The sequence below is a fragment of the Brevundimonas sp. FV1ye28 genome, from assembly GCF_058681135.1.
The window spans coordinates 1,378,475-1,397,365 of the sequence record NZ_CM178731.1; the positions used below are offsets into that span (position 1 = coordinate 1,378,475).

The window sequence follows — 18,891 nt, forward strand, 5'->3', positions numbered from 1 at the left end:
CTCCGGCGGCCTTTCTGGTCTCAGTGGCTGACGACTGTCGATCCGTCGGGGGCCGGAGGAGCCTGCGGAGCCGGGTTCAGCGGCTCGGCCACCTCGTCCCATTCCACAGGCGTCAGGGAGCCGGTCAGGGCCCACTTGAGCGCCTCGTCGGCCGTCGAGATCGGGACGATCTCCAGCGCGCCCTTCACATTGTCCGGCACGTCGGCGAGGTCCTTCTCGTTTTCCTGCGGGATCAGCACCGTCTTCACGCCCGAGCGCAGCGCTGCGAGCAACTTCTCCTTCAGGCCGCCGATCGCCGTCACGCGACCGCGCAGAGTGATCTCGCCGGTCATGGCGATGTCCTTGCGGATGGGGACACCGGTCAGGACCGAGACCATGGCCACGGTCATGGCGACGCCGGCGGACGGACCGTCCTTGGGCGTGGCGCCGTCCGGTACGTGGACGTGGATGTCGGTCTTCTCGAACACCGGCGGCTTGACGCCGAAGGCCAGCGACCGGCTGCGGACGTAGGAGGCCGCCGCCGAGATCGATTCCTTCATCACGTCCTTCAGGTTGCCGGTGACGGTCATGCGACCGCGGCCCGGCATCTTGATCGCCTCGATGGTCAGGATGTCCCCGCCGAACTGGGTCCAGGCCAGGCCGGTGACGATGCCGACCTGATCCTCCTCGTCGGTCTCGCCATAGCGGAACTTACGAATGCCCGCGTATTCGGCCAGCTTGGCCGCGTCGATGGTGATCGACAGCGTGTTCTGCTTGGACATTTCACGCACCGCCTTGCGGGCCAGACCGCCCAGCGCCCGCTCCAGCGACCGCACCCCGGCTTCGCGGGTGTAGTAGCGGATCAGGTCGCGGATCATGTCGTCAGGCACCACGAACTCGGCCGGCGTCAGGCCATTGTCCTTGGTGACCTTGGGCAGGACGTGACGCTTGGCGATCTCGACCTTCTCGTCCTCGGTGTAGCCGGAGACCCGGATGATCTCCATCCGGTCCATCAGGGGCTGAGGCATGTCCAGGCTGTTGGCCGTGGTGACGAACATGATGTTCGACAGGTCGTAGTCGACCTCCAGATAGTGGTCGCCGAACGCATTGTTCTGCGCCGGATCCAGCACCTCCAGCAGGGCCGAGGACGGATCCCCGCGCCAGTCGGCGCCCAGCTTGTCGATCTCGTCCAGCAGGATGAAGGCGTTCGTCGTCTTCACCTTCTTCATGGACTGGATGATCTTGCCGGGCATCGAGCCGATGTAGGTCCGGCGGTGACCGCGGATCTCGGCCTCGTCGCGCATGCCGCCCAGGGACATGCGGACGTACTCACGCCCGGTGGCCTTGGCGATCGACTTGGCCAGCGAGGTCTTGCCGACGCCCGGAGGGCCGACGAGGCACAGGATCGGTCCCTTGAGGCTGTTGGTGCGCGCCTGCACCGCCAGATACTCGATGATCCGTTCCTTGACCTTTTCCAGGCCGTAGTGGTCTTCCTCAAGAATCTCCTCGGCCTTGTCGAGGTCGATCGGCTTCTGCTTGGACTTGCCCCACGGGATCGACAGCAGCCAGTCGAGGTAGTTCCGGACCACGGTCGACTCGGCCGACATCGGGCTCATGTTGCGCAGTTTCTTGACCTCGGCCTCGGCCTTGGTGCGAGCTTCCTTGGACAGGCGCGTCTTACGGATGCGCTTTTCCAGCTCCATGATCTCGTCGCGAGCGTCGTCGGTCTCGCCCAGCTCGCGCTGAATCGCCTTCATCTGCTCGTTGAGATAATATTCACGCTGGGTCTTCTCCATCTGGCGCTTCACGCGCGAGCGGATCTTCTTTTCGACCTGCAGGACGGAAATCTCGCCCTCCATCAGGCCGTAGACCTTCTCCAGACGCGCGGGGACGGCGATGGTCTCAAGCAGTGCCTGCTTGTCGGCGATCTTGACCGACAGGTGGGCGGCTACGCTGTCGGCCAGCTTCGACGCATCGGTGATCTGGGGGATGGAGCTGAGGGCCTCGGGCGGGACCTTCTTGTTGAGCTTCACATAGGATTCGAACTGCTCGACCACGGCGCGCAGCAGGGCCTCGGCCTGGGACGGTTCGCCCAGGTCGTCCTCGATCTCGACGGCCTCGGCCTCGAAATACTCCTCGCGGTCGGTGAAGCGGGTCAGGCGGGCGCGGCCCTTGCCTTCGACCAGGACCTTCACGGTGCCGTCGGGCAGTTTCAGCAGCTGCAGCACGGTGGCCAGCACGCCGATCGGATAGATAGCGTCCGGCGACGGATCGTCGTCGACGCTGTTCTTCTGGGTGGCCAGCAGGATCTGCTTCTCACCCTTCATGATCTCGTCGAGGGCCCGCACGGATTTCTCGCGCCCTACGAAGAGCGGCACGACCATGTGGGGGAAGACGACGATGTCCCGCAAAGGCAGGACGGGCAGAATTTTACTCTCAGTCATAATGCGCTCCTGGACCTTCGATCATCTCCGGTCCGCCTGACCGGACGCCCCGCATTATGCAGCGACACCCTGGACAGGCCCGTCGATTCCGACGGCGTTAGGGTGAGTATGTGGCCCCTTGGCCCCGAGGTTCAAGCGCTGCGGCGGGACGATGCACAACTCCGCCGGTCTGCAAAGAAAAAGGGCGGGACCGCGATGGTCCCGCCCCGGTTCCTTGGGCCGAAAGCCCGGTGGTCAGGCGGCGCCGTCGGCGGCCTTTTTCTTCTCGGCATAGATCAGCAAAGGCTGGGCCTTGCCGTCGATGACCTCGGCGTTGACGACGACTTCCTCGACGCCCTCGAAGGTGGGCAGTTCGAACATCGTCTCCAGCAGGATGCCTTCCAGAATGGAACGCAGGCCGCGAGCGCCGGTCTTGCGCGTGATGGCCTTCTTGGCGACAGCGTTGAGCGCGTCGTCGGTGAAGGTCAGGTTGACGTTCTCCATCTCGAACAGGCGCTTGTACTGCTTGACCAGGGCGTTCTTCGGCTCGGTCAGGATGGTGACCAGGGCCGCTTCGTCCAGGTCCTCCAGCGTCGCCAGAACGGGCAGACGGCCGATGAACTCGGGGATCAGACCGAAACGCATCAGGTCGTCGGGCTCGACGCCCTTCAGGATGTCGCCGGTGCGGCGTTCGTCGACGTTCGACACCTTGGCGCCGAAGCCGATCGAGGCCCCTGCTCCGCGCGCCGAGATCACCTTCTCCAGGCCGGCGAAGGCACCGCCGACGATGAACAGGATGTTGGCGGTGTCGACCTGCAGGAACTCCTGCTGCGGATGCTTGCGGCCGCCCTGAGGGGGCACGGAGGCGACGGTGCCTTCCATGATCTTCAAGAGGGCCTGCTGCACGCCCTCGCCCGAGACGTCGCGGGTGATCGAGGGGTTGTCGGACTTCCGCGAGATCTTGTCGATTTCATCGATGTAGACGATGCCGCGCTGGGCGCGCTCGACGTTGTAGTCGGACGCCTGGAGCAGCTTCAGGATGATGTTCTCGACATCCTCACCCACATAACCGGCTTCGGTCAGGGTGGTGGCATCGGCCATGGTGAAGGGCACGTCGATGATGCGGGCCAGCGTCTGGGCCAGCAGCGTCTTGCCCGAGCCCGTGGGCCCGATCAGCATGATGTTGGACTTCGCCAGCTCGACGTCGTTGTTCTTCGTCGCGTGGTTCAGGCGCTTGTAGTGGTTGTGGACCGCGACCGAGAGGACCTTCTTGGCGTGGTTCTGGCCGATGACGTAATCGTCCAGGACTTCGCGGATTTCCTTCGGAGTCGGAACCCCGTCCTTGGACTTCACGAAGCCGATCTTGTGCTCTTCGCGGATGATGTCCATGCACAGTTCGACGCATTCATCGCAGATGAACACCGTCGGTCCGGCGATGAGCTTGCGCACCTCGTGCTGGCTCTTGCCGCAGAAGCTGCAATAGAGCGTCGACTTGGCGTCTGTGCCGGCTGCTTTGGTCATAGACCCTTCTCACTCTCGCGCCGTTCAATGGGACGGACGCGCTTTTCCCGCGTTGATTCCACCACTATGGACGCGAAGATATTCAAAAAATGACAATCACCCATCCGAACGTCCGCCACAACCCCGCCCGAGCCGGGGAAGTCGTGACTGGCGTGGACATTTCTGGCGAGATGGAGATCACGGCGAATGACTGAGATGGGTGCCGGACAGGCCTTTCGCCAGCCCACCGATCCCACGCGGCCGATCGTCGCGTTCGATTTCGACGGCACGCTGACCGTCCGCGACAGCTTCACCCAGTTCCTGCGCTGGCGGGCTGGCCCCGGCGGCTGGGCTCTGGGCCTGATCAAGATGGCCAAGGCGACGGCGGCCTATGCGCGAGACCGTGATCGGGGGGCGATCAAGGCCGCCTCGGTAAAGGTGTTTCTGAAGGGCGTCACCCGGGCCGAACTGGAGGCCGACGCCGACCGGTTCGCCGATCACGTCTGGGACAAATTCATGCGACCGGATGCCCTCGCGGCCTGGGAGGACTGGGGTCGCAAGGGCGCTCATCGCGTGATCGTGACCGCATCGCCAGAGATCACGGTGGCGCCGTTTGCACGAAGGCTGGGGGCCGAGACCCTTTTGGGCACCGATCTGACCTTCGGCGCCGAAGACAGGGTCACAGGCGCTTTCTCCGGCCCCAACTGCCGGGGAGAGGAGAAGGTGCGCCGTCTGCATGAGGCGTTCGGCAAGGACCTCAAGCTGATCGCCGCCTATGGCGACACATCGGGTGACACCGAGATGCTGGCCATCGCAGACCAGCCGGGTTTCCGGGTGTTCACGGGCCGTCCTTCGCGCGGCTGAGCCGGGGCGCCGGCCGAGCGACGACCGCAGCCGGCAGGCGCATCCACCGCGACTCCAAAATAATTGTGGCAGAGTCGACAGAGTCGCATCCGACCTGCATGATTTCAATCGCTTACCGGTTCGACCCTTGCGACTCCGGCGCCCACGCAGGCCGTGGGATGGCCCCGGAGCGGCGTCATCAGACGGTTTCAAAGACCCGCGCGGGATATGGGCGACGAGGCCGAAGCCGCAAGAGCGCGCGAGGAATAAAGTCTTTTCGGCCGGATTCGGCGGCGCTAATTACCGTCGGCGTCCACGTCGAACACGACGACCTTGCCCCGCGAGGTCGGATCCCAGCCTGCGGCCATGGCGGATCGGACGGCGTTCTTCACGCTCTCGATGTTGATCCGCTGGCGCTCGAAATTGGGCGAGCCGTTGGCGCGCATCACCATCGGGAACAGGACGATCGCCTCACGCTGGCCCGTCACCAGCTTCAGCGCGAGGCCGATGCCGTCCCAGTTGTTGCCGGTCGTCCGCTGGGGCTGGCGACGGACCTCCCATTCGTAGTCTTCGCCGTCGACCTGGACGACGCCTTTGAGATCGCGCGTGTGTTGCATGGCGGCCTGATAGCACAAACGAAAAGGGCGCGCCGATCATGGCGCGCCCTTCCCTTGTCATTGGACGGACCGGATCAGACGGTCTTGATGCCGTCGGCTTCGGCCTCGGTGCGCTTGTCGTAGACGTGGTCGACGATGCCCCAGGCCTTGGCTTCCTCGGCGGTCATGAAGTGGTCGCGGTCCAGGGTGCGCTCGACTTCTTCATAGGTCCGGCCCGTGTGGTGGACGTAGATTTCGTTCAGGCGACGCTTGGTGGCGATGATGTCCTCGGCGTGACGCTCGATGTCCGAGGCCGTGCCGCGGAAACCGCCCGAAGGCTGGTGGACCATGACGCGCGCGTTCGGCAGGGCGATACGCTGGCCCGCCTCACCCGCCGTCAGGATCAGGGAGCCGGCGGAGGCCGCCATGCCCATGACCACCGTCGACACCGGCGACTTGATGTACTGCATGGTGTCGTAGATCGCGAGCGCCGAGGTCACCTGACCGCCGGGGCTGTTGATATACATGCTGATTTCCTTCTTCGGGTTCTCCGATTCCAGGAACAGCAGCTGGGCGCAGATCAGGCTGGCCATGCCGTCCTCGAACGGGCCGGTCAGGAAGATGATGCGCTCGCGCAGCAGGCGCGAGAAGATGTCGAACGCCCGTTCGCCGCGGCTGGATTGCTCCACCACCATGGGAACGAGGTTGTTGGAGATGTAGTCGATCGGGTCGCGCATGGGATCTCGCTGATGCAGGGCCCGCGACTCAGGTCGGTCGCGGTTCCGTGCTCATATTGCGGTCCGGCGCAAGCGATACAAGCCGAACCGCGCGCAAATGCCGATCAGTCTTCGGTCTCTGCGGCTGCTTCCTCGGCGCGGGCCATGGCACCGGCGATGCGGCCGACCTGAGCCGAGCTGCGCAGGACGTTCAAATCCGCAGCGTAGAGCTGGCGCAGATAGGTCAGATCCCAGTCGGTGAGGCCGGACAAATTCGTGGGATCATCGAACAGGTTCAGCACGGTCTCGAAACCGGCCACCTCGGCCTCGGCGTCGACCTGGGCCAGGGAAACCATGGCGATGTAGTCGCCGAGCTGTCCCACATCGACCGTCCCGATGCGGTTCACATCGATGACGACCATGACCTGGAAGATGGCGTTGATGTCCTGGCTGCTGAGGCGGCTGGCGCCGTCGATCCGGCGCGTCGGCGCGTCGCCCCCGTTGCGTGAGCGAACGGTAAGCTCACCCGTCCTCGCATCGAGCGGCAGGGTCAGCATCCACCAGCGCACCGGTGCATCGGAGGTGCGGAAGATGTTCAGGGCGCGATAGGTCAGCGAGGTTCCGGCGACGCCGGTCATGTAGGCGGTCGGCCGATCCTCGATCAGGCTGCTGGCCATGGCGGCCCCGTCATCGGCACCGATGATGATGACATTGGCCTTGCAGCCGGGCTCGCCCGCCTGAAGTCCAAATTCGAGCACCCGATCCACGATCCGATCCGCCAGAGCCTGGGCCACATCGCGCTGCATGTTCACGACGCCCGGGCAGATCGGTTCGCTGGTCTGCCAGCGGGCGATACCGCGCCGGGGCGGGGTGATCAGGATCTCGTTGGCGAAGGTGCGGGCGGCGTTATAGGCCGTGCGCCGCTGGCCTTCGACCTTGATGGTGGACAGGGTCGTCGCCTGGTCCTGATCTTGGGCCTGGGGAGTCGATGCCGGCGGGGCGGTCTGCGCCCCTGCCAGCATCAGCGCGATCGATAAAGCCGAAACCAGCACGCGAAACCCCACAACTCAAACAAGAAGCGGAAGCTAGCGGCGGGTCAGTCGGCCGACAAGGGGGTTAGGCCTCGTCTTCGTCCTTGAGCAGCTCTTCCTTGCTGATCTTGGTGTCGGTGACCGTGGCCAGCTCGACGATCAGGTCGACGACCTTCTCTTCGTAGATCGGGGCGCGCATCTGGGCGGCGGCGTTCGGGTTCTGGCGGTAGAAGTCCAGCACCATGCGCTCCTGGCCCGGATAGTTGCGGGCTTCGGCCATGATGGCGTTGTTCAGTTCCTGATCGGTGACGCCGACGTTGTTGGCGCGTCCGATCTCGGCCAGGACCAGGCCCAGGCGCACGCGGCGCTCGGCGATCTTGCGATACTCGGCCTTCAGCTCGTCGTCCGACTTCTTGGCGTCGTCTTCCGTCAGGTTGCCGGCGGTCTTGTCGGCCTCGACCTGTTGCCAGATGCCGTCGAACTCGGCTTCCACCATCTTGGGCGGCAGGTCGAAGGAGTGGGCGGTGTCCAGCTGGTCCAGCAGGGCGCGCTTCAGCTTGAAGCGGGCGGCGCCAGCGTATTGCTGGTTCAGGTTCTGACGCAGCAGGTCCTTCAGCTTGTCCAGCGACTCCAGGCCGATGCGCTTGGCGAACTCTTCGTCGACGACGGATTCGGCCTCGGCCTTGATCGCCTTCACCTTGATGTCGAAGGTCGCCAGCTTACCGGCAAGGTTGGCGGCCTGGTATTGCTCGGGGAAGGTGACCTCGATGGTCTTCTCGTCGCCGACCTTGGCGCCCTTCAGCTGCTCTTCGAAGCCGGGGATGAAGCGGTTCGAACCGATCACCAGGTCGGCGTCTTCGGCCGTGCCGCCGTCGAAGGCGACGCCGTCCAGCTTGCCGAGGTAGTCGATCGTGACCTGGTCGCCGTCGGCGGCCTTCACGGTCTTGCCCTTCTTGTCCTCATAGGACTTGGCCTGACCGGCAAGTTCCTTCAGCGCCTCGTCCAGATCCTCGTCCGAGGCCTCGTAGACCGGGCGGTCCAACTTCAGGGTCTTGGGATCGACCGGGGTGAAGTCGGGCATGACTTCCAGCGACATTTCGTAAGCGAGGTCGTCCGAGCCGGCCAGGACCTTGTCCATGTCCGAAGTCAGCTTCATGTCGGCCGGGGCTGCGGGGCGGACCTTGATCTCGTCGAGGGCGGCCTGGCTGGTTTCGTTGATCGTGTCGTTGACGATCTCGCCCATCATGTCGCGGCCGAAGGTCTTCTTGACGTGGGCGACGGGCACCTTGCCGGGACGGAAGCCCTTCAGGTTCATCTTCGGGGCCATCTCGGCCAGCTTGGCGTCCAGCTTGGCGTTCAGTTCGGCGACCGGGACGGTCACGGTGATGACGCGGCTCAGGCCTTCGGTGGTGTTTTGGACGACTTGCATGGGACGGTTCTGACGCTCTGAGGCGGCGTCTGGTCGTTGACGCGCGCGAAGATGGTGAAAGCAGAAAGGGCCGCCCCATCCGGAGCGGCGCCTCGAAGCCCGCCCTTATGATGAGATGGGCCCAAAAGGTCAACGCGGAGGCGGTTTCGCCTGACGCCCAGGCTCGCTATGTCGGTGGCATGACCCAAAGCCCCTCCCCCGTCGGCGTCTTCGTGACGCCGGTCACCCCGCTGCAGCAGAACTGCACCACGGTCTGGTGCACGGCGACGATGAAGGCCGCCGTGATCGATCCGGGCGGGTCGGTCGACCAGATCATCGCCGAGGTCGCGCGACGCGGCCTGACGCTGGAGCAGATCTGGATCACCCACGGCCACCTCGATCATGCGGCGGGCGCGGCAGAGATGGCCGAGAAGTCGGGTGCGCCGATCATCGGCCCGCATCCGGAGGACCAGTTCTGGATCGCCGACCTGCCGGAGCATGGCCAGCGCTGGGGCATCCCCGATGCGCGCACCTTCGTTCCGACCCGTTGGCTGGACGACGGCGACACCGTGACGCTGGGGGAGACGACCTGGGAGGTGGCCCACTGCCCCGGCCACACGCCGGGTCACGTCATCTTCTTCAACCGCGCCGCCCGGTTCGCCCAGGTGGGTGATGTCCTCTTCAAGGGCTCGGTCGGGCGCACGGACTTTCCGCGTAGCGACCCCGAGGCCCTGACCCGGTCGGTGGTGACCAAGCTGTGGCCGCTGGGCGACGACGTGACCTTCGTGCCCGGCCACGGCGGCATCTCGACCTTCGGCGAGGAGCGGAGAACCAACCCCTTCGTGTCGGATGCGGCCGTGGCGCGAGCGCCCGTGTCTCGTGAGCCGACCGGGCCGGCTTAACGGCGCAGCAGAAGACCGATCATGACGCCGACGCCCAAGGCGTAGACGGTGGCCTTCAAGGGCTTTTCCTCGATCCGGGTGCGGGCGAGGTAGGCGCGTTCGCGCGCCCAGTCGCGGCCCGTCCCGATATCCGACTTCACGGCCTGACGCAGGCCCTGGTCGCGGGCGAAGCTGCGGCCTTCCGCATCGGCCATCCACAGGTCGCCTTCGCGATCCAGGCGGGCGCGCCGGTCGTCGGCGTCGTCGAGGATGTCTTCGGCGCTGAGATTGGTCGGGTTGATGTCAGTCATTTGAGGGGCTCCTGCCGGGCTTGTGATCAGTTCGATTGAACCCGGGCGGCCCGCGACGGTTCCGATCTGCGACACCCTTCACAGAGGAATGAGCGCACCATGACCGACCCCACCCCCCAGCCCGAGATCACCCCGCCGCTGACGCCGTCGCCGCAACCTGAAATCGATCCCGCAGGCACGCCCGACGAAGTGCCGCCCCAGCCTGGCGATAATGACGGAGAGGTCGACAGGCCAGGCGCTGACTGATTCGCACACGGTTGAAATCATGCGGCTTTGGAACCGCCACGAAGCTTCGGGGTTCTTTCTGCAACCGCCAGCATACAAGTCGAAAGGGAGCCTCGCATGGCCCAAGGTCAGCCCACCCGTCCCTCAGGAGTCTCCAAACGAGGCTTCGCCTCGATGGACCCGGAACGCCAGCGAGAGATCGCGCGCAAGGGCGGCGCCAGCGTCCCGAGCGAGAAGCGCAGCTTCTCGCAAGATCGCAGCCTGGCCGCTCAAGCCGGTCGGAAGGGCGGTGAGGCGTCTCACGGTTCGCGCCGCCCCGACGACGTCGAGGGCCAGGCCGAATAGGCTTCGGACGATTGAGTGAATAGAGGGGCGGCCAGAACATTCCGGGCCGCCCCTTTTTCTTTGCGTGGGTCCGATCGTCCGGACGAAAAAATGCGGACGAAACGGACGAAAAAGACAAGGGCGTAAGGGTCGGCTCCCCCTCGTCCAAGCGACGGCCGGGAGCGAAGGGGCGAACCCCGCAAACCGTCAAGCCGAAAGCAGCACCAGGGCAACGGATGGGTCGGGGCTTTGCTGGAATGACACCACGCGCCAGCCGGCCGCCTCGGACAGGGCGGTGACCGAGGCCTGGGTGAACTTGCGTGAGCTCTCCGTATGGATCGTCTCGGCGGCCTCGAACGGAATCACCAAGGACCCGATCCGCACCTGCATCGGCCTGGTGGCGCGCAGGTGCATCTCCATCCGCGACTGCTCGGCATTCCAGACGGCGAGATGGTCGAAGGCGTCCAGATCGAAGTCGGCCCCCAGCTCACGATTGGCGCGCACCAACAGGTTCTTGTTGAAGGCGGCCGTCACCCCCTGGGCATCGTCGTAGGCGGCCACGAGAACGGCCGGATCTTTGACCAGATCGACGCCGAGAATGAACAGGGACGACGATCCGAGCCGCTCCCGCGCATTGGCCAGGAAGGCCACGGCCTGATCGGCCTCCAGATTGCCGATTGTGGATCCCGGGAAGAAGCCGACCCGACGGCCGCGACCCAGTTCGGGCAGAGGCGCCAGGTTGAGGAAGTCACCCACCATCGGGGCCACCTCCATCTGAGGATAGGCCTTGGCGATGCTGGCGGCGGCCGCATTCAGCGCGTCCGGGCTGATGTCGATCGGCACATAGGCCTGAAGCGTGGGGGCGGAGTCGAGGAGGATGCGGGTCTTCTCGCTGGCCCCGGAGCCGAACTCCACCAGGACGGCGTCATCACCGAAATGCTCGGTCAGGCCGGGCGCCATGGTCCGCAGAAGACCGGCCTCCTGACGCGTCGGATAGTATTCCGGCAGTCGGGTGATGTCCTCGAACAGGTCCGAGCCGGCGGCGTCATAGAACCATTTGGGCGACACGGCCTTCTGCGGCCGCGAGAGGCCTGCGACCAGTTCGGCGCGGAATCGCGCGGTCTCGAGATCTTCGACGCGCGCGCGTTCGCCCGCCGGGGCGTCGGACGCCAGTCGCAAACCCATGAAGGCCCACCTTTGATGAGGATAAAAGAAGTTGCGGTAGGTCGACCGCGTATGTCCCGGCGGCGTGGCGAACGAGCCCCCGCGCAGGACCCGCTGGTTGGCCATGAATTTCCCGTTGTATTCCGACGCCGTCCCCTCGGTCGGCTTGAAGCCGGGATAGGGGGAGTAGGCGCTGGAGGTGTGCTGCCACACCTCGCCGAACAGGTTGGAGAAGACGTCGGGGGCGGTGGCCACCGCGCTCTCCCACTCCGCCTCGGTCGGCAGGCGCTTGCCGGCCCAGTGAGCGTAGGCGTCGGCTTCGTAGGCGCTGATGTGGCGCACCGGCGCGTCCGGATCGACCGATGCCCGACCGGTCAGGCCCAGCACGGTCCATTGGCCGTCATCTTCGCGCCAGTAAAGGGGCGCGTTCCATCCCTCGGCCTTCACCACCGCCCAGCCGTCGGCGAGCCACAGCTCCGGCCGGGCGTAGCCGCCGTCAGCCATGAACTTGAGCCACTGGCCATTGGTGACCAGGTCGTGGTCCAGCAGGAAGGGTTCGAGCCACGTCCGATGGCGCGGCCCCTCGTTGTCGAAGGCGAAGCCGGCGCCGTCGTGGCCGATGTCGACCAGACCACCCTCGAAGCGCGTCGCACCGCCCCTGCCCGCCTGAAGCGGCCCGGCGGGACGCGGTCCGGCGTCATAGGCGGCCGGGTCCAGCGGCGATTTCGACATTAGGTTCAGCAGATCCATCAGGAAGAGCTCCTGATGCTGCTGATCGTGATGCAGGCCGAGGACGAACAGATAGTCCTCGAGACCGTCGAAGCCCTGCTCGATCCGCTTGGCCATGCGCCGGTCGATCTCGGCGCGATAGGCCAGGACCTCATCCAGCGACGGCCGCGTCATCAGCCCGCGCTCATGCCGTTCAACCCGACGACCGAGGCTTTCATAATAGGAGTTGAACATCTGCTGGAGGCGGGGATCGACCGGACGATAGCCCGGCTCGACCGCCAGGATCATCGCTTCGAAGAACCAGCTCGTGTGGGCCAGATGCCATTTGCCGGGGCTGGCGTCCGGCATGGACTGGGCGGCCAGATCCTCGGCAGACAGCCCCTCGGCCAAGGCGGGCATGGCGGCCCGAACGTCGCGATACCGGGCCAGATGATCGGCTTCAGGCGACGCAACGTGCGCAAAGGCTTTCATCGGACACGCTCCAGCTGCGCGGGACAGCCCCCTTGGTCGCCCGCGTCGGGCTAACACATCTGTTCCGGTTTCGTTGCCTTCAAGGCCGGCTGTGTCGGCCTGCTGACACAAAGTGGCAGCAGGCCGAGGTCAAGGGTCGAGCGCCTTGGTCCGGTCGAGGAAAGCTCAGGATCAGCGGACGGGCTTGCCGCCGTGCTTGGCGTATTCCAGGCGCGCGATGGTGCGGTTGTGCACCTCGTCCGGGCCGTCGGCGAGACGCAGGGTCCGCACCGTGGCGTACATCTCGGCCAGGGGCGTATCGCCGGAAACGCCCGCCCCGCCGAACGCCTGGATGGCGTCGTCGATGATCTGTAGCGCCATCCGCGGTGCCGCCACCTTGATCTGGGCGATCTCGGACTTGGCGTTCTTGGCCCCGGCCTGATCGATCATCCAGGCGGCCTTCAGCACCATCAGGCGGCACATCTCGATATTGGTGCGCGCCTCGCCGACCCGCTGTTCCCACACCGAATGCTCGGCCAGTTGTTTGCGGAAGGCGGTGCGGTTCAGCAACCGCTCGCACATCAGTTCCAGCGCCTTTTCGGCCGCGCCGATCACGCGCATGCAGTGGTGGATGCGGCCCGGCCCGAGGCGCCCTTGAGCAATCTCGAAGCCCCTGCCCTCGCCCGCGATCAGGTTCTCGATCGGCACCCGGACGTTGTCCAGCACGACCTCGGCATGGCCGATGGGGCGCTCGTCATAGCCGAACACCGTCAGCATCCGCTCGACGCGGAAGCCGGGCGTGTCTGTGGGCACCAGCACCTGCGACTGCTGCTGGTGGGTTGCGGCACCGGTGTCGGTCTTGCCCATGACGATGGCGATGCCGACGTTGGGATGGCCCATGTTGGTCGACCACCATTTGCGGCCGTTGATCACATACTCGTCGCCCTGACGGACGATCGAGGTCTGGATGTTGGTCGCGTCCGAGGACGCCACCGCCGGCTCGGTCATCAGGAAGGCCGAGCGCAGGGTCCCCGCCATGAGGGGCTTCAGCCAGCGCGCCTGCTGGGCCTCGTTCCCGTACATATGGAGCACCTCCATATTACCGGTGTCGGGCGCGTTGCAGTTGAATACCTCCGGGGTCCACAGACCCGCGCGGCCCATGGCCTCGGCCAGCGGGGCGTATTCCAGGTTGGTCAGACCCGCGCCGTGATCGCCCGGCAAGAACATGTTCCACAGGCCGGCGTCGCGCGCTTCGGCCTTGAGGGCCTCCATGGTCGGGGACTGGACCGTGTGGTCGCGGTGAATATCAGCCCAGTAGTCGGCGGCGCGCGGCGCCACCTTATCGTCGAGGAAGCGATTGACCCGCTCCTGCCAGTGCAGGGCCTTGTCCGAATGCCTGAAGTCCATGGTCGTTTTCCTTCCCGATATGCGAACGGCGCGATCCGCATGGACCGCGCCGTTTCAGTCTTCTTGTTTGTCAGCGAGCCATCAGCGCTTCAGCAGCGGAGCCAGCTTCTGGGCGATCATCATGTCGCCGGCGATCTTCAGCTTGCCCTGCATGAAGGCCATCATGGGGTCGAGCTTGCCTTCCGACAGGGCCATGAAGTCGTCCCAGGTGATCGAGACGGTGGCGTCGGCCGGCTTGTCGTCGTTGGTGACGGTGTTGGGCACGGACGCGCCGTCGATGAAGATCTTACCTTGGTCGCCCAGGTCGATCTTCACGGTCTTGCCCAGACCGGAGTTGTCGCCGACGGCGCCGCGGATGTGTTCGGTGACTTGAGCCAGATCGGCCATGATGTCGTCTCCCTAGGACGGTGGAAGCGAATGCCTATCCCTCCGCAGCCGACGTCACAAGATCACGTCAGGGAAAGCAGACGACGGGTCGCATCGACCAATCCGAAAACATTGCCTCTCAGCGCATTGCGCCGGGTCGCGGCCTCCGCTATCTGGCCTGCCTGCCGGAGACGTGGCCGAGTGGCTGAAGGCAACGGTTTGCTAAATCGTCATACCCTGTAAGGGGTATCGAGGGTTCGAATCCCTCCGTCTCCGCCAGACCCCTCGCCGACTAGGGAAAGCGTCGGGCCAGCACGTCCGGCAAGGCGTCCAGGTCCGGGATGGTGAACAGGGCGTCGTGACCGGCGGACGCCGCCACCCCTCTATGGATGCCGGTCAGGACCCTGATGGTCGTCACGCCGAGCGGGTTCAGGTTGACGAAATCCTTGGCCGGATTGTCCCCGATGTAGATCATGTCGCGCCAGGCGCAGCCGGTCTCGGCCTTGATACGCTCGAAACAGTGGGTGGACGGCTTGGAGGCGGCGACGCCGAAGCGGTGGGTGATGAAGACCCTCTTGAAGTCCGACCACAGATCGAGCGCGTCCACCTTGTTGCGCTGGACGATCTTGTTCCCGTCCGTGACCAGGTAGAGCGGACCGCTTGGGCGGTACCTGTCGATCATGCGCCGCCCGGCTGGGAACAACTCGATTTCAGGTCGGTGGTACCGGTAGGCCTGGACGCAATCGCGCGCCCGACCGCGCGACCAGGCGTCATGCTCTTCGAGCCATCGATCGAAGACCTTGCCTCGCCCCTCCCGAGCGAGAATCTCGCGCAGGGTGTCTAGCGACCGGCCGGTATCCCACCCCCAACGGTCCTGGCCGTACCGTGCGACGGCGGCCAGGCCTCCGTCGACGAACCGGCTTTCGTCGTAAAGGGTGTCGTCGAGATCAAAGATCAGGATCACGGATCACGATATCCTCTGAGACGCGGATCTGTCGGATCTCGCCCTGTCGTCGATCGAAGTCGGGCAAGGGCGCGTCCGGCCAGACGCGCTCGAACAATGACCAGTAAAGCAGGTCCAGCCCCACCGAGAGGGAGGCTGTGGAAGCGCCGCCGAAACGGGCGTTCACCTCGATGACGGCGAGGCCAGCGTCCGTGACGATGGCCTGCATCACCACAGGGCCCGACAGGCCGAGCCGTTCGAGGACGGCCGCAGCCTGCGTCTCCAGCCCGGCGTCGCGGAAGGTCGTCGTCGTCTGGCTTTCTCCGTTCACGACACGGTCGCGTCTGCGAAGGACCAGTCCATGCAGGGCTCCAGTCGATGTCAGCCAGGCGTCTATGCTGATCTCAAAGCCTGGGATCAGAGGCTGAAACAGCGGGTCGGCGAGATCGGTCGCATGTCGTCGGGCCTCGGCAGGCGTCAGGTCGATGCCGATCGATCGTGAGCCCGCACCGAAGCGCTCCTTCACCACCAGGGATCGGCCAGGGTAGTGGTCCGGGTCTCGCGAGGCTGGGATCACGGGCAGACCTTCGACCGCCCCCCATTCCGCGAAGGCCAGCTTATCCAGACACAGGGCGACGCTCTCGGGTCGAGACACGATCACGGAAATGCCCGCGGCCAGCAGCGCCGGTCCGAGGCCCGCCCAGAATGGCAGTTCCCCGTCCCGGGTGGGCAGGATGGTGCGGACGTCGCGGTGCCGGCACTCGGACACGATTGTTTCAAGATCGAGCGTCTGAAGCTTCGGCATGAGCCAGAAATCGTCGGCGAGATGGCGGCTGGCGACGTCGGGATCGATATCGGCGGCTACGATGGTCGCCTTCGGATCGATGCGCCGGGCCGCTTCGCGCATGGCTCGCAGGCAGGGAATCTTGTTTCCCGCGCTGGTCATGAGGACGGATCCCAGCAGGCCCGTCATCCGGCACGCTCAATGTCGGAAGCGAGGCAGCCGTGGACCACGGCATCCATCGGACGCCCGCCCACCCGGACATGCTGCCGCAACAGGCCCTCCTGTCGGAAGCCGGCCTCGCCTAGGACGCGCAGATGCAGGGTCCTCATCGCATAGGTCTCGGTCGTCAGCCGGGAGAGACCCAGATCGTCGAAGGCGAGGCTTTGCATCTGGCGAAGCCATGCCGCGAACAGGATCGAGACCCCTTCGTCGTCTCCCGCGATTTCTGAATCCAGCAGGAAGGAGACCTCTGCTCGGGCATAGTCCCAAGCGATGTGGACGAGCCCGCCGTAGCCGATGAGCCGGTCATTCCGGAACAGGCCGAGCAGGATGTTGGCCGGTTGATCGACCTCCTTGTCGGGCCAGATCGCCCGCTCGAAATAGGCGATTTGTTCCTCGGTGGTGATGGGCCGCGTCTGTCTCAGCACGTCGATCTGCGCGTTGCGCCAGCATCGGATCAGCTCGATATGCTCGGGCTCGATCGCCCGGACGAGGATCGATCCGTCACCCAGGACGGGCCTTTGACGCATGACGCGATAGGGACCGCGCCCGTCGGTCATTCCACGACCAGCCACGAGGCGAGCGGATTGGAGGGATCGCGTCGGATCGCATAGCGGGACAGGCCCAGCACCTCTTTCAGGGCCAGGGTCTCGCCGGGGAACTCGGGCATGTTCAGCTCGTCGAAGGCCAGCACGCTGCCCTTGGTCAGGTGCGGCAGGATCGCCTGGAGGCAGTCGCGGGTCGGCGTGTAGAGATCGAAGTCGAAATAGGCCATGGCGATGACCGTCTCGGGATGCCGCTCGAGATAGGCCGGCAGGGTCAGGGTAGCGTCGCCCTGAACCAGCTCGTGCTTGATCTTGTGCGGGATGGGCGCGTTCTGGGTGTGGAAGGCCAGAATGTCCTCCAGCTCCTCCCTCCAGTTTTCCGCGACGCCATAGTCGCCGGGCTTCACCCCGCCGCCGTCCTCCGGCGCGACCGAGGGAAAGCCCTCGAAGGTGTCGAAGCCGATCAGTTTGCGATTGTAGTTATAGGGCTCGTGGATGCCCCGCAGGTTGGACATCAGGGCCATGTTCTGACCCCAGCGCACGCCGAACTCCATGATGACCCCGTGCACGGGAAGGATCATGGCGTAGAGCTGCTGCATGAAGTTGATCCGCGAGAGGGTCTGGCGGGTCAGGTAGAGCCCGAGGTTGTCGAGCAGTTCGCCGTCCGGCACACGCGACGTGCGCAGCCTGTCGACCATCGCCCGCTTGCGCTCGGTCTCGCCTTGCGTCGATCCAACCAGGGTGTGAATGGCGCGATCGTCCGTCATGTCTGGTCTTCCTGTTCGGCCTTTGGTCGGAGGCGCGGGTCGGTCATCCGCAGATGTCCCTCGCTGCGCATTCGGTCTTCACGCCTCGAACCCGCCTTCGATCATCGAAGCGGCCAGGGCCTCCCCGAAGGCGAGGTCGCGGGCCGCGCGACGGCCGAGCACCGCGTCGAGATGTTTGGGCTTCATGCCGAGGCCGGGCCGGATCGAGCGCAGGTTCTCGAGCGTGAAGACCTCGCCCTTGGCGACCGGCGCCACGACATAGAGGGATCGCCGGTTCTTGAGGACGGTCGCTTCCGACGCGGTGGGCGCGAAGGCGGGCGACCCGACCGTCTGCCGCGCGATCCGGGCGTTGCGCACCAGTTCGGCCAGTTCCGCGGGCTCGAGCGAGAAGGCGCTGTCGACGCCGCCCTCTGCACGGTCGAGCGTGAAATGCTTCTCGATCACGTCGGCGCCGAGGGCGATGGCGATGCCCGGCACGACCGTGCCCATGGTGTGATCGGACAGACCGGCGACCACGTCGAAGCGACGCGCGATCTCGACGATGGTCGTCAGGTTGGCCTCCTCGGGCGGCGCCGGGTAGGCGGCCGTGCAATGCAGGACCACGATCTCGGTCGCGCCGGCGCCCCGCGCCGCTTCCACGGCCTCGCCGATCTCCTCCAGCGTCGCCATGCCGGTCGACATCATGATCGGCTTCCCGGTCCGCGCGACGGTGCGGATCAGGGCCAGATCGATCAGTTCCGGCGACGCGATCTTGTAGGCCGGCGCGTCCAGGGTCTCCAGAAGATCCACGGCGGTCGCGTCGAAGGGCGACGAGAAGACTGTGATCCCGATCTCGCGGCCATAATCGAAAATGGGACCATGCCAGTCCCAGGGCGTGTGGGCCTCTTCGTAGAGCTCGAACAGCCGCCGACCGTCCCACAGCCCGCCCTCGACGACGAAGCCGGGGCCGGAATGGTCTATGGTGATGGTGTCGGCGCGATAGGTCTGGATCTTGACCGCATCGGCGCCGGCCGCCTTGGCTGCGTCCAGGATGCGGAAGGCCCGCTGGATGTCCCCGTTGTGATTGCCGGACATTTCGGCGACGACATAGGGAGGATGGTCCGGCCCGATGGCCCGCCCCGCAATGGATATCGTCTGAGCCCTAGGCATCACTGGATTCCTGAATCACGACGCGACGATACCCCGCCGGTTGTTAGCAAGATCACCCAATTCGGCGTTTCCGGCAGCTTTTTTCCGGCTCGCGAACACGACCATCGGCCGAGCGGACCGGCGGCGGGATC

Annotated in this window: 19 protein-coding genes and 1 tRNA gene; 5 read left to right on the forward strand and 15 right to left on the reverse strand. The window is 65.3% G+C overall.

Going from position 1 to position 18,891, the window contains the following annotated elements:
- Positions 1-20: 20 nt before the first annotated feature.
- Together lon and clpX are read right to left on the reverse strand one after the other, a co-directional pair.
- Positions 21-2,423 (reverse strand): endopeptidase La, encoded by a 2,403-nt coding sequence (gene lon / locus ACW171_RS06945; protein WP_492096348.1) that lies wholly within the window; start codon positions 2,421-2,423, stop codon positions 21-23.
- A gap of 234 nt (positions 2,424-2,657) precedes the next feature.
- Positions 2,658-3,923, reverse strand: a complete 1,266-nt coding sequence (clpX, locus tag ACW171_RS06950) for an ATP-dependent Clp protease ATP-binding subunit ClpX (protein WP_492096349.1) — start codon at positions 3,921-3,923, stop codon at positions 2,658-2,660.
- Positions 3,924-4,109: 186 nt separating this feature from the next.
- Between clpX and ACW171_RS06955 the strand changes: the two genes are divergently transcribed.
- Positions 4,110-4,766 (forward strand): HAD-IB family hydrolase, encoded by a 657-nt coding sequence (locus ACW171_RS06955; RefSeq protein ID WP_492096350.1) that lies wholly within the window; start codon positions 4,110-4,112, stop codon positions 4,764-4,766.
- A gap of 275 nt (positions 4,767-5,041) precedes the next feature.
- Here ACW171_RS06955 and ACW171_RS06960 read toward each other — a convergent pair whose 3' ends face one another.
- The 4 genes from ACW171_RS06960 to tig form a co-directional block, all read right to left on the reverse strand.
- Positions 5,042-5,362 carry a hypothetical protein gene (locus ACW171_RS06960; protein ID WP_492096351.1) on the reverse strand — a complete coding sequence of 107 codons (321 nt, stop codon included), beginning with the start codon at positions 5,360-5,362 and terminating at the stop codon, positions 5,042-5,044.
- Between the two features lie 74 nt (positions 5,363-5,436).
- Entirely contained in the window at positions 5,437-6,078 is a 642-nt protein-coding gene (locus ACW171_RS06965) for an ATP-dependent Clp protease proteolytic subunit (RefSeq protein ID WP_271083448.1), read from the reverse strand.
- A 104-nt stretch (positions 6,079-6,182) separates the two neighbouring features.
- A complete protein-coding gene (locus ACW171_RS06970) occupies positions 6,183-7,079 on the reverse strand; it encodes a hypothetical protein (protein ID WP_492096352.1) in 897 nt (298 codons plus the stop codon).
- Positions 7,080-7,173: 94 nt separating this feature from the next.
- Positions 7,174-8,517 carry a trigger factor gene (gene tig, locus ACW171_RS06975; protein ID WP_492096353.1) on the reverse strand — a complete coding sequence of 448 codons (1,344 nt, stop codon included), beginning with the start codon at positions 8,515-8,517 and terminating at the stop codon, positions 7,174-7,176.
- A gap of 179 nt (positions 8,518-8,696) precedes the next feature.
- Here tig and ACW171_RS06980 point away from each other — a divergent pair, with 179 nt between their 5' ends.
- Complete coding sequence (locus ACW171_RS06980; RefSeq protein ID WP_492096354.1) at positions 8,697-9,398, forward strand: MBL fold metallo-hydrolase; 702 nt, start codon at positions 8,697-8,699, stop codon at positions 9,396-9,398.
- Here the strand turns inward: ACW171_RS06980 and ACW171_RS06985 are convergent.
- Positions 9,395-9,688 (reverse strand): hypothetical protein, encoded by a 294-nt coding sequence (locus ACW171_RS06985; RefSeq protein WP_492096355.1) that lies wholly within the window; start codon positions 9,686-9,688, stop codon positions 9,395-9,397. The genes ACW171_RS06980 and ACW171_RS06985 overlap by 4 nt on opposite strands.
- A gap of 99 nt (positions 9,689-9,787) precedes the next feature.
- Here ACW171_RS06985 and ACW171_RS06990 point away from each other — a divergent pair, with 99 nt between their 5' ends.
- On the forward strand, positions 9,788-9,934 hold the full coding sequence (locus tag ACW171_RS06990; protein WP_492096356.1) for a hypothetical protein: 147 nt from the start codon (positions 9,788-9,790) through the stop codon (positions 9,932-9,934).
- 96 nt (positions 9,935-10,030) lie between these two features.
- The gene (locus ACW171_RS06995; protein ID WP_492096357.1) at positions 10,031-10,258 is read left to right on the forward strand and encodes a con-10 family general stress protein; all 228 of its coding nucleotides are present in this window, start codon (positions 10,031-10,033) and stop codon (positions 10,256-10,258) included.
- 186 nt (positions 10,259-10,444) lie between these two features.
- On the opposite strand, the gene egtB is transcribed toward ACW171_RS06995, so the two are convergent.
- The 3 genes from egtB to ACW171_RS07010 form a co-directional block, all read right to left on the reverse strand.
- Entirely contained in the window at positions 10,445-12,601 is a 2,157-nt protein-coding gene (gene egtB / locus ACW171_RS07000) for an ergothioneine biosynthesis protein EgtB (protein ID WP_492096358.1), read from the reverse strand.
- A gap of 171 nt (positions 12,602-12,772) precedes the next feature.
- Positions 12,773-13,987 (reverse strand): acyl-CoA dehydrogenase family protein, encoded by a 1,215-nt coding sequence (locus tag ACW171_RS07005; RefSeq protein ID WP_492096359.1) that lies wholly within the window; start codon positions 13,985-13,987, stop codon positions 12,773-12,775.
- A gap of 81 nt (positions 13,988-14,068) precedes the next feature.
- Complete coding sequence (locus ACW171_RS07010) at positions 14,069-14,374, reverse strand: SCP2 sterol-binding domain-containing protein (protein ID WP_492096360.1); 306 nt, start codon at positions 14,372-14,374, stop codon at positions 14,069-14,071.
- Between the two features lie 166 nt (positions 14,375-14,540).
- Between ACW171_RS07010 and ACW171_RS07015 the strand changes: the two genes are divergently transcribed.
- Positions 14,541-14,632: transfer RNA gene (locus tag ACW171_RS07015), tRNA-Ser, on the forward strand.
- 13 nt (positions 14,633-14,645) lie between these two features.
- Here the strand turns inward: ACW171_RS07015 and ACW171_RS07020 are convergent.
- From ACW171_RS07020 to pseI, 5 genes are all read right to left on the reverse strand, one after another.
- The gene (locus ACW171_RS07020) at positions 14,646-15,317 is read right to left on the reverse strand and encodes an HAD family hydrolase (RefSeq protein ID WP_492096361.1); all 672 of its coding nucleotides are present in this window, start codon (positions 15,315-15,317) and stop codon (positions 14,646-14,648) included.
- On the reverse strand, positions 15,301-16,242 hold the full coding sequence (locus ACW171_RS07025; protein WP_492096362.1) for an ATP-grasp domain-containing protein: 942 nt from the start codon (positions 16,240-16,242) through the stop codon (positions 15,301-15,303). The genes ACW171_RS07020 and ACW171_RS07025 overlap by 17 nt, the downstream gene beginning before the upstream one ends.
- A gap of 23 nt (positions 16,243-16,265) precedes the next feature.
- Positions 16,266-16,859, reverse strand: coding sequence for a GNAT family N-acetyltransferase (locus ACW171_RS07030; protein ID WP_492096363.1), 594 nt, complete (start codon positions 16,857-16,859; stop codon positions 16,266-16,268).
- A complete protein-coding gene (locus tag ACW171_RS07035; RefSeq protein ID WP_492096364.1) occupies positions 16,856-17,611 on the reverse strand; it encodes a crotonobetainyl-CoA--carnitine CoA-transferase in 756 nt (251 codons plus the stop codon). Before ACW171_RS07035 ends, ACW171_RS07030 begins: the two co-directional genes overlap by 4 nt.
- A 78-nt stretch (positions 17,612-17,689) precedes the next feature.
- Positions 17,690-18,760, reverse strand: coding sequence for a pseudaminic acid synthase (gene pseI / locus ACW171_RS07040; RefSeq protein ID WP_492096365.1), 1,071 nt, complete (start codon positions 18,758-18,760; stop codon positions 17,690-17,692).
- Positions 18,761-18,891 lie beyond the last annotated feature (131 nt).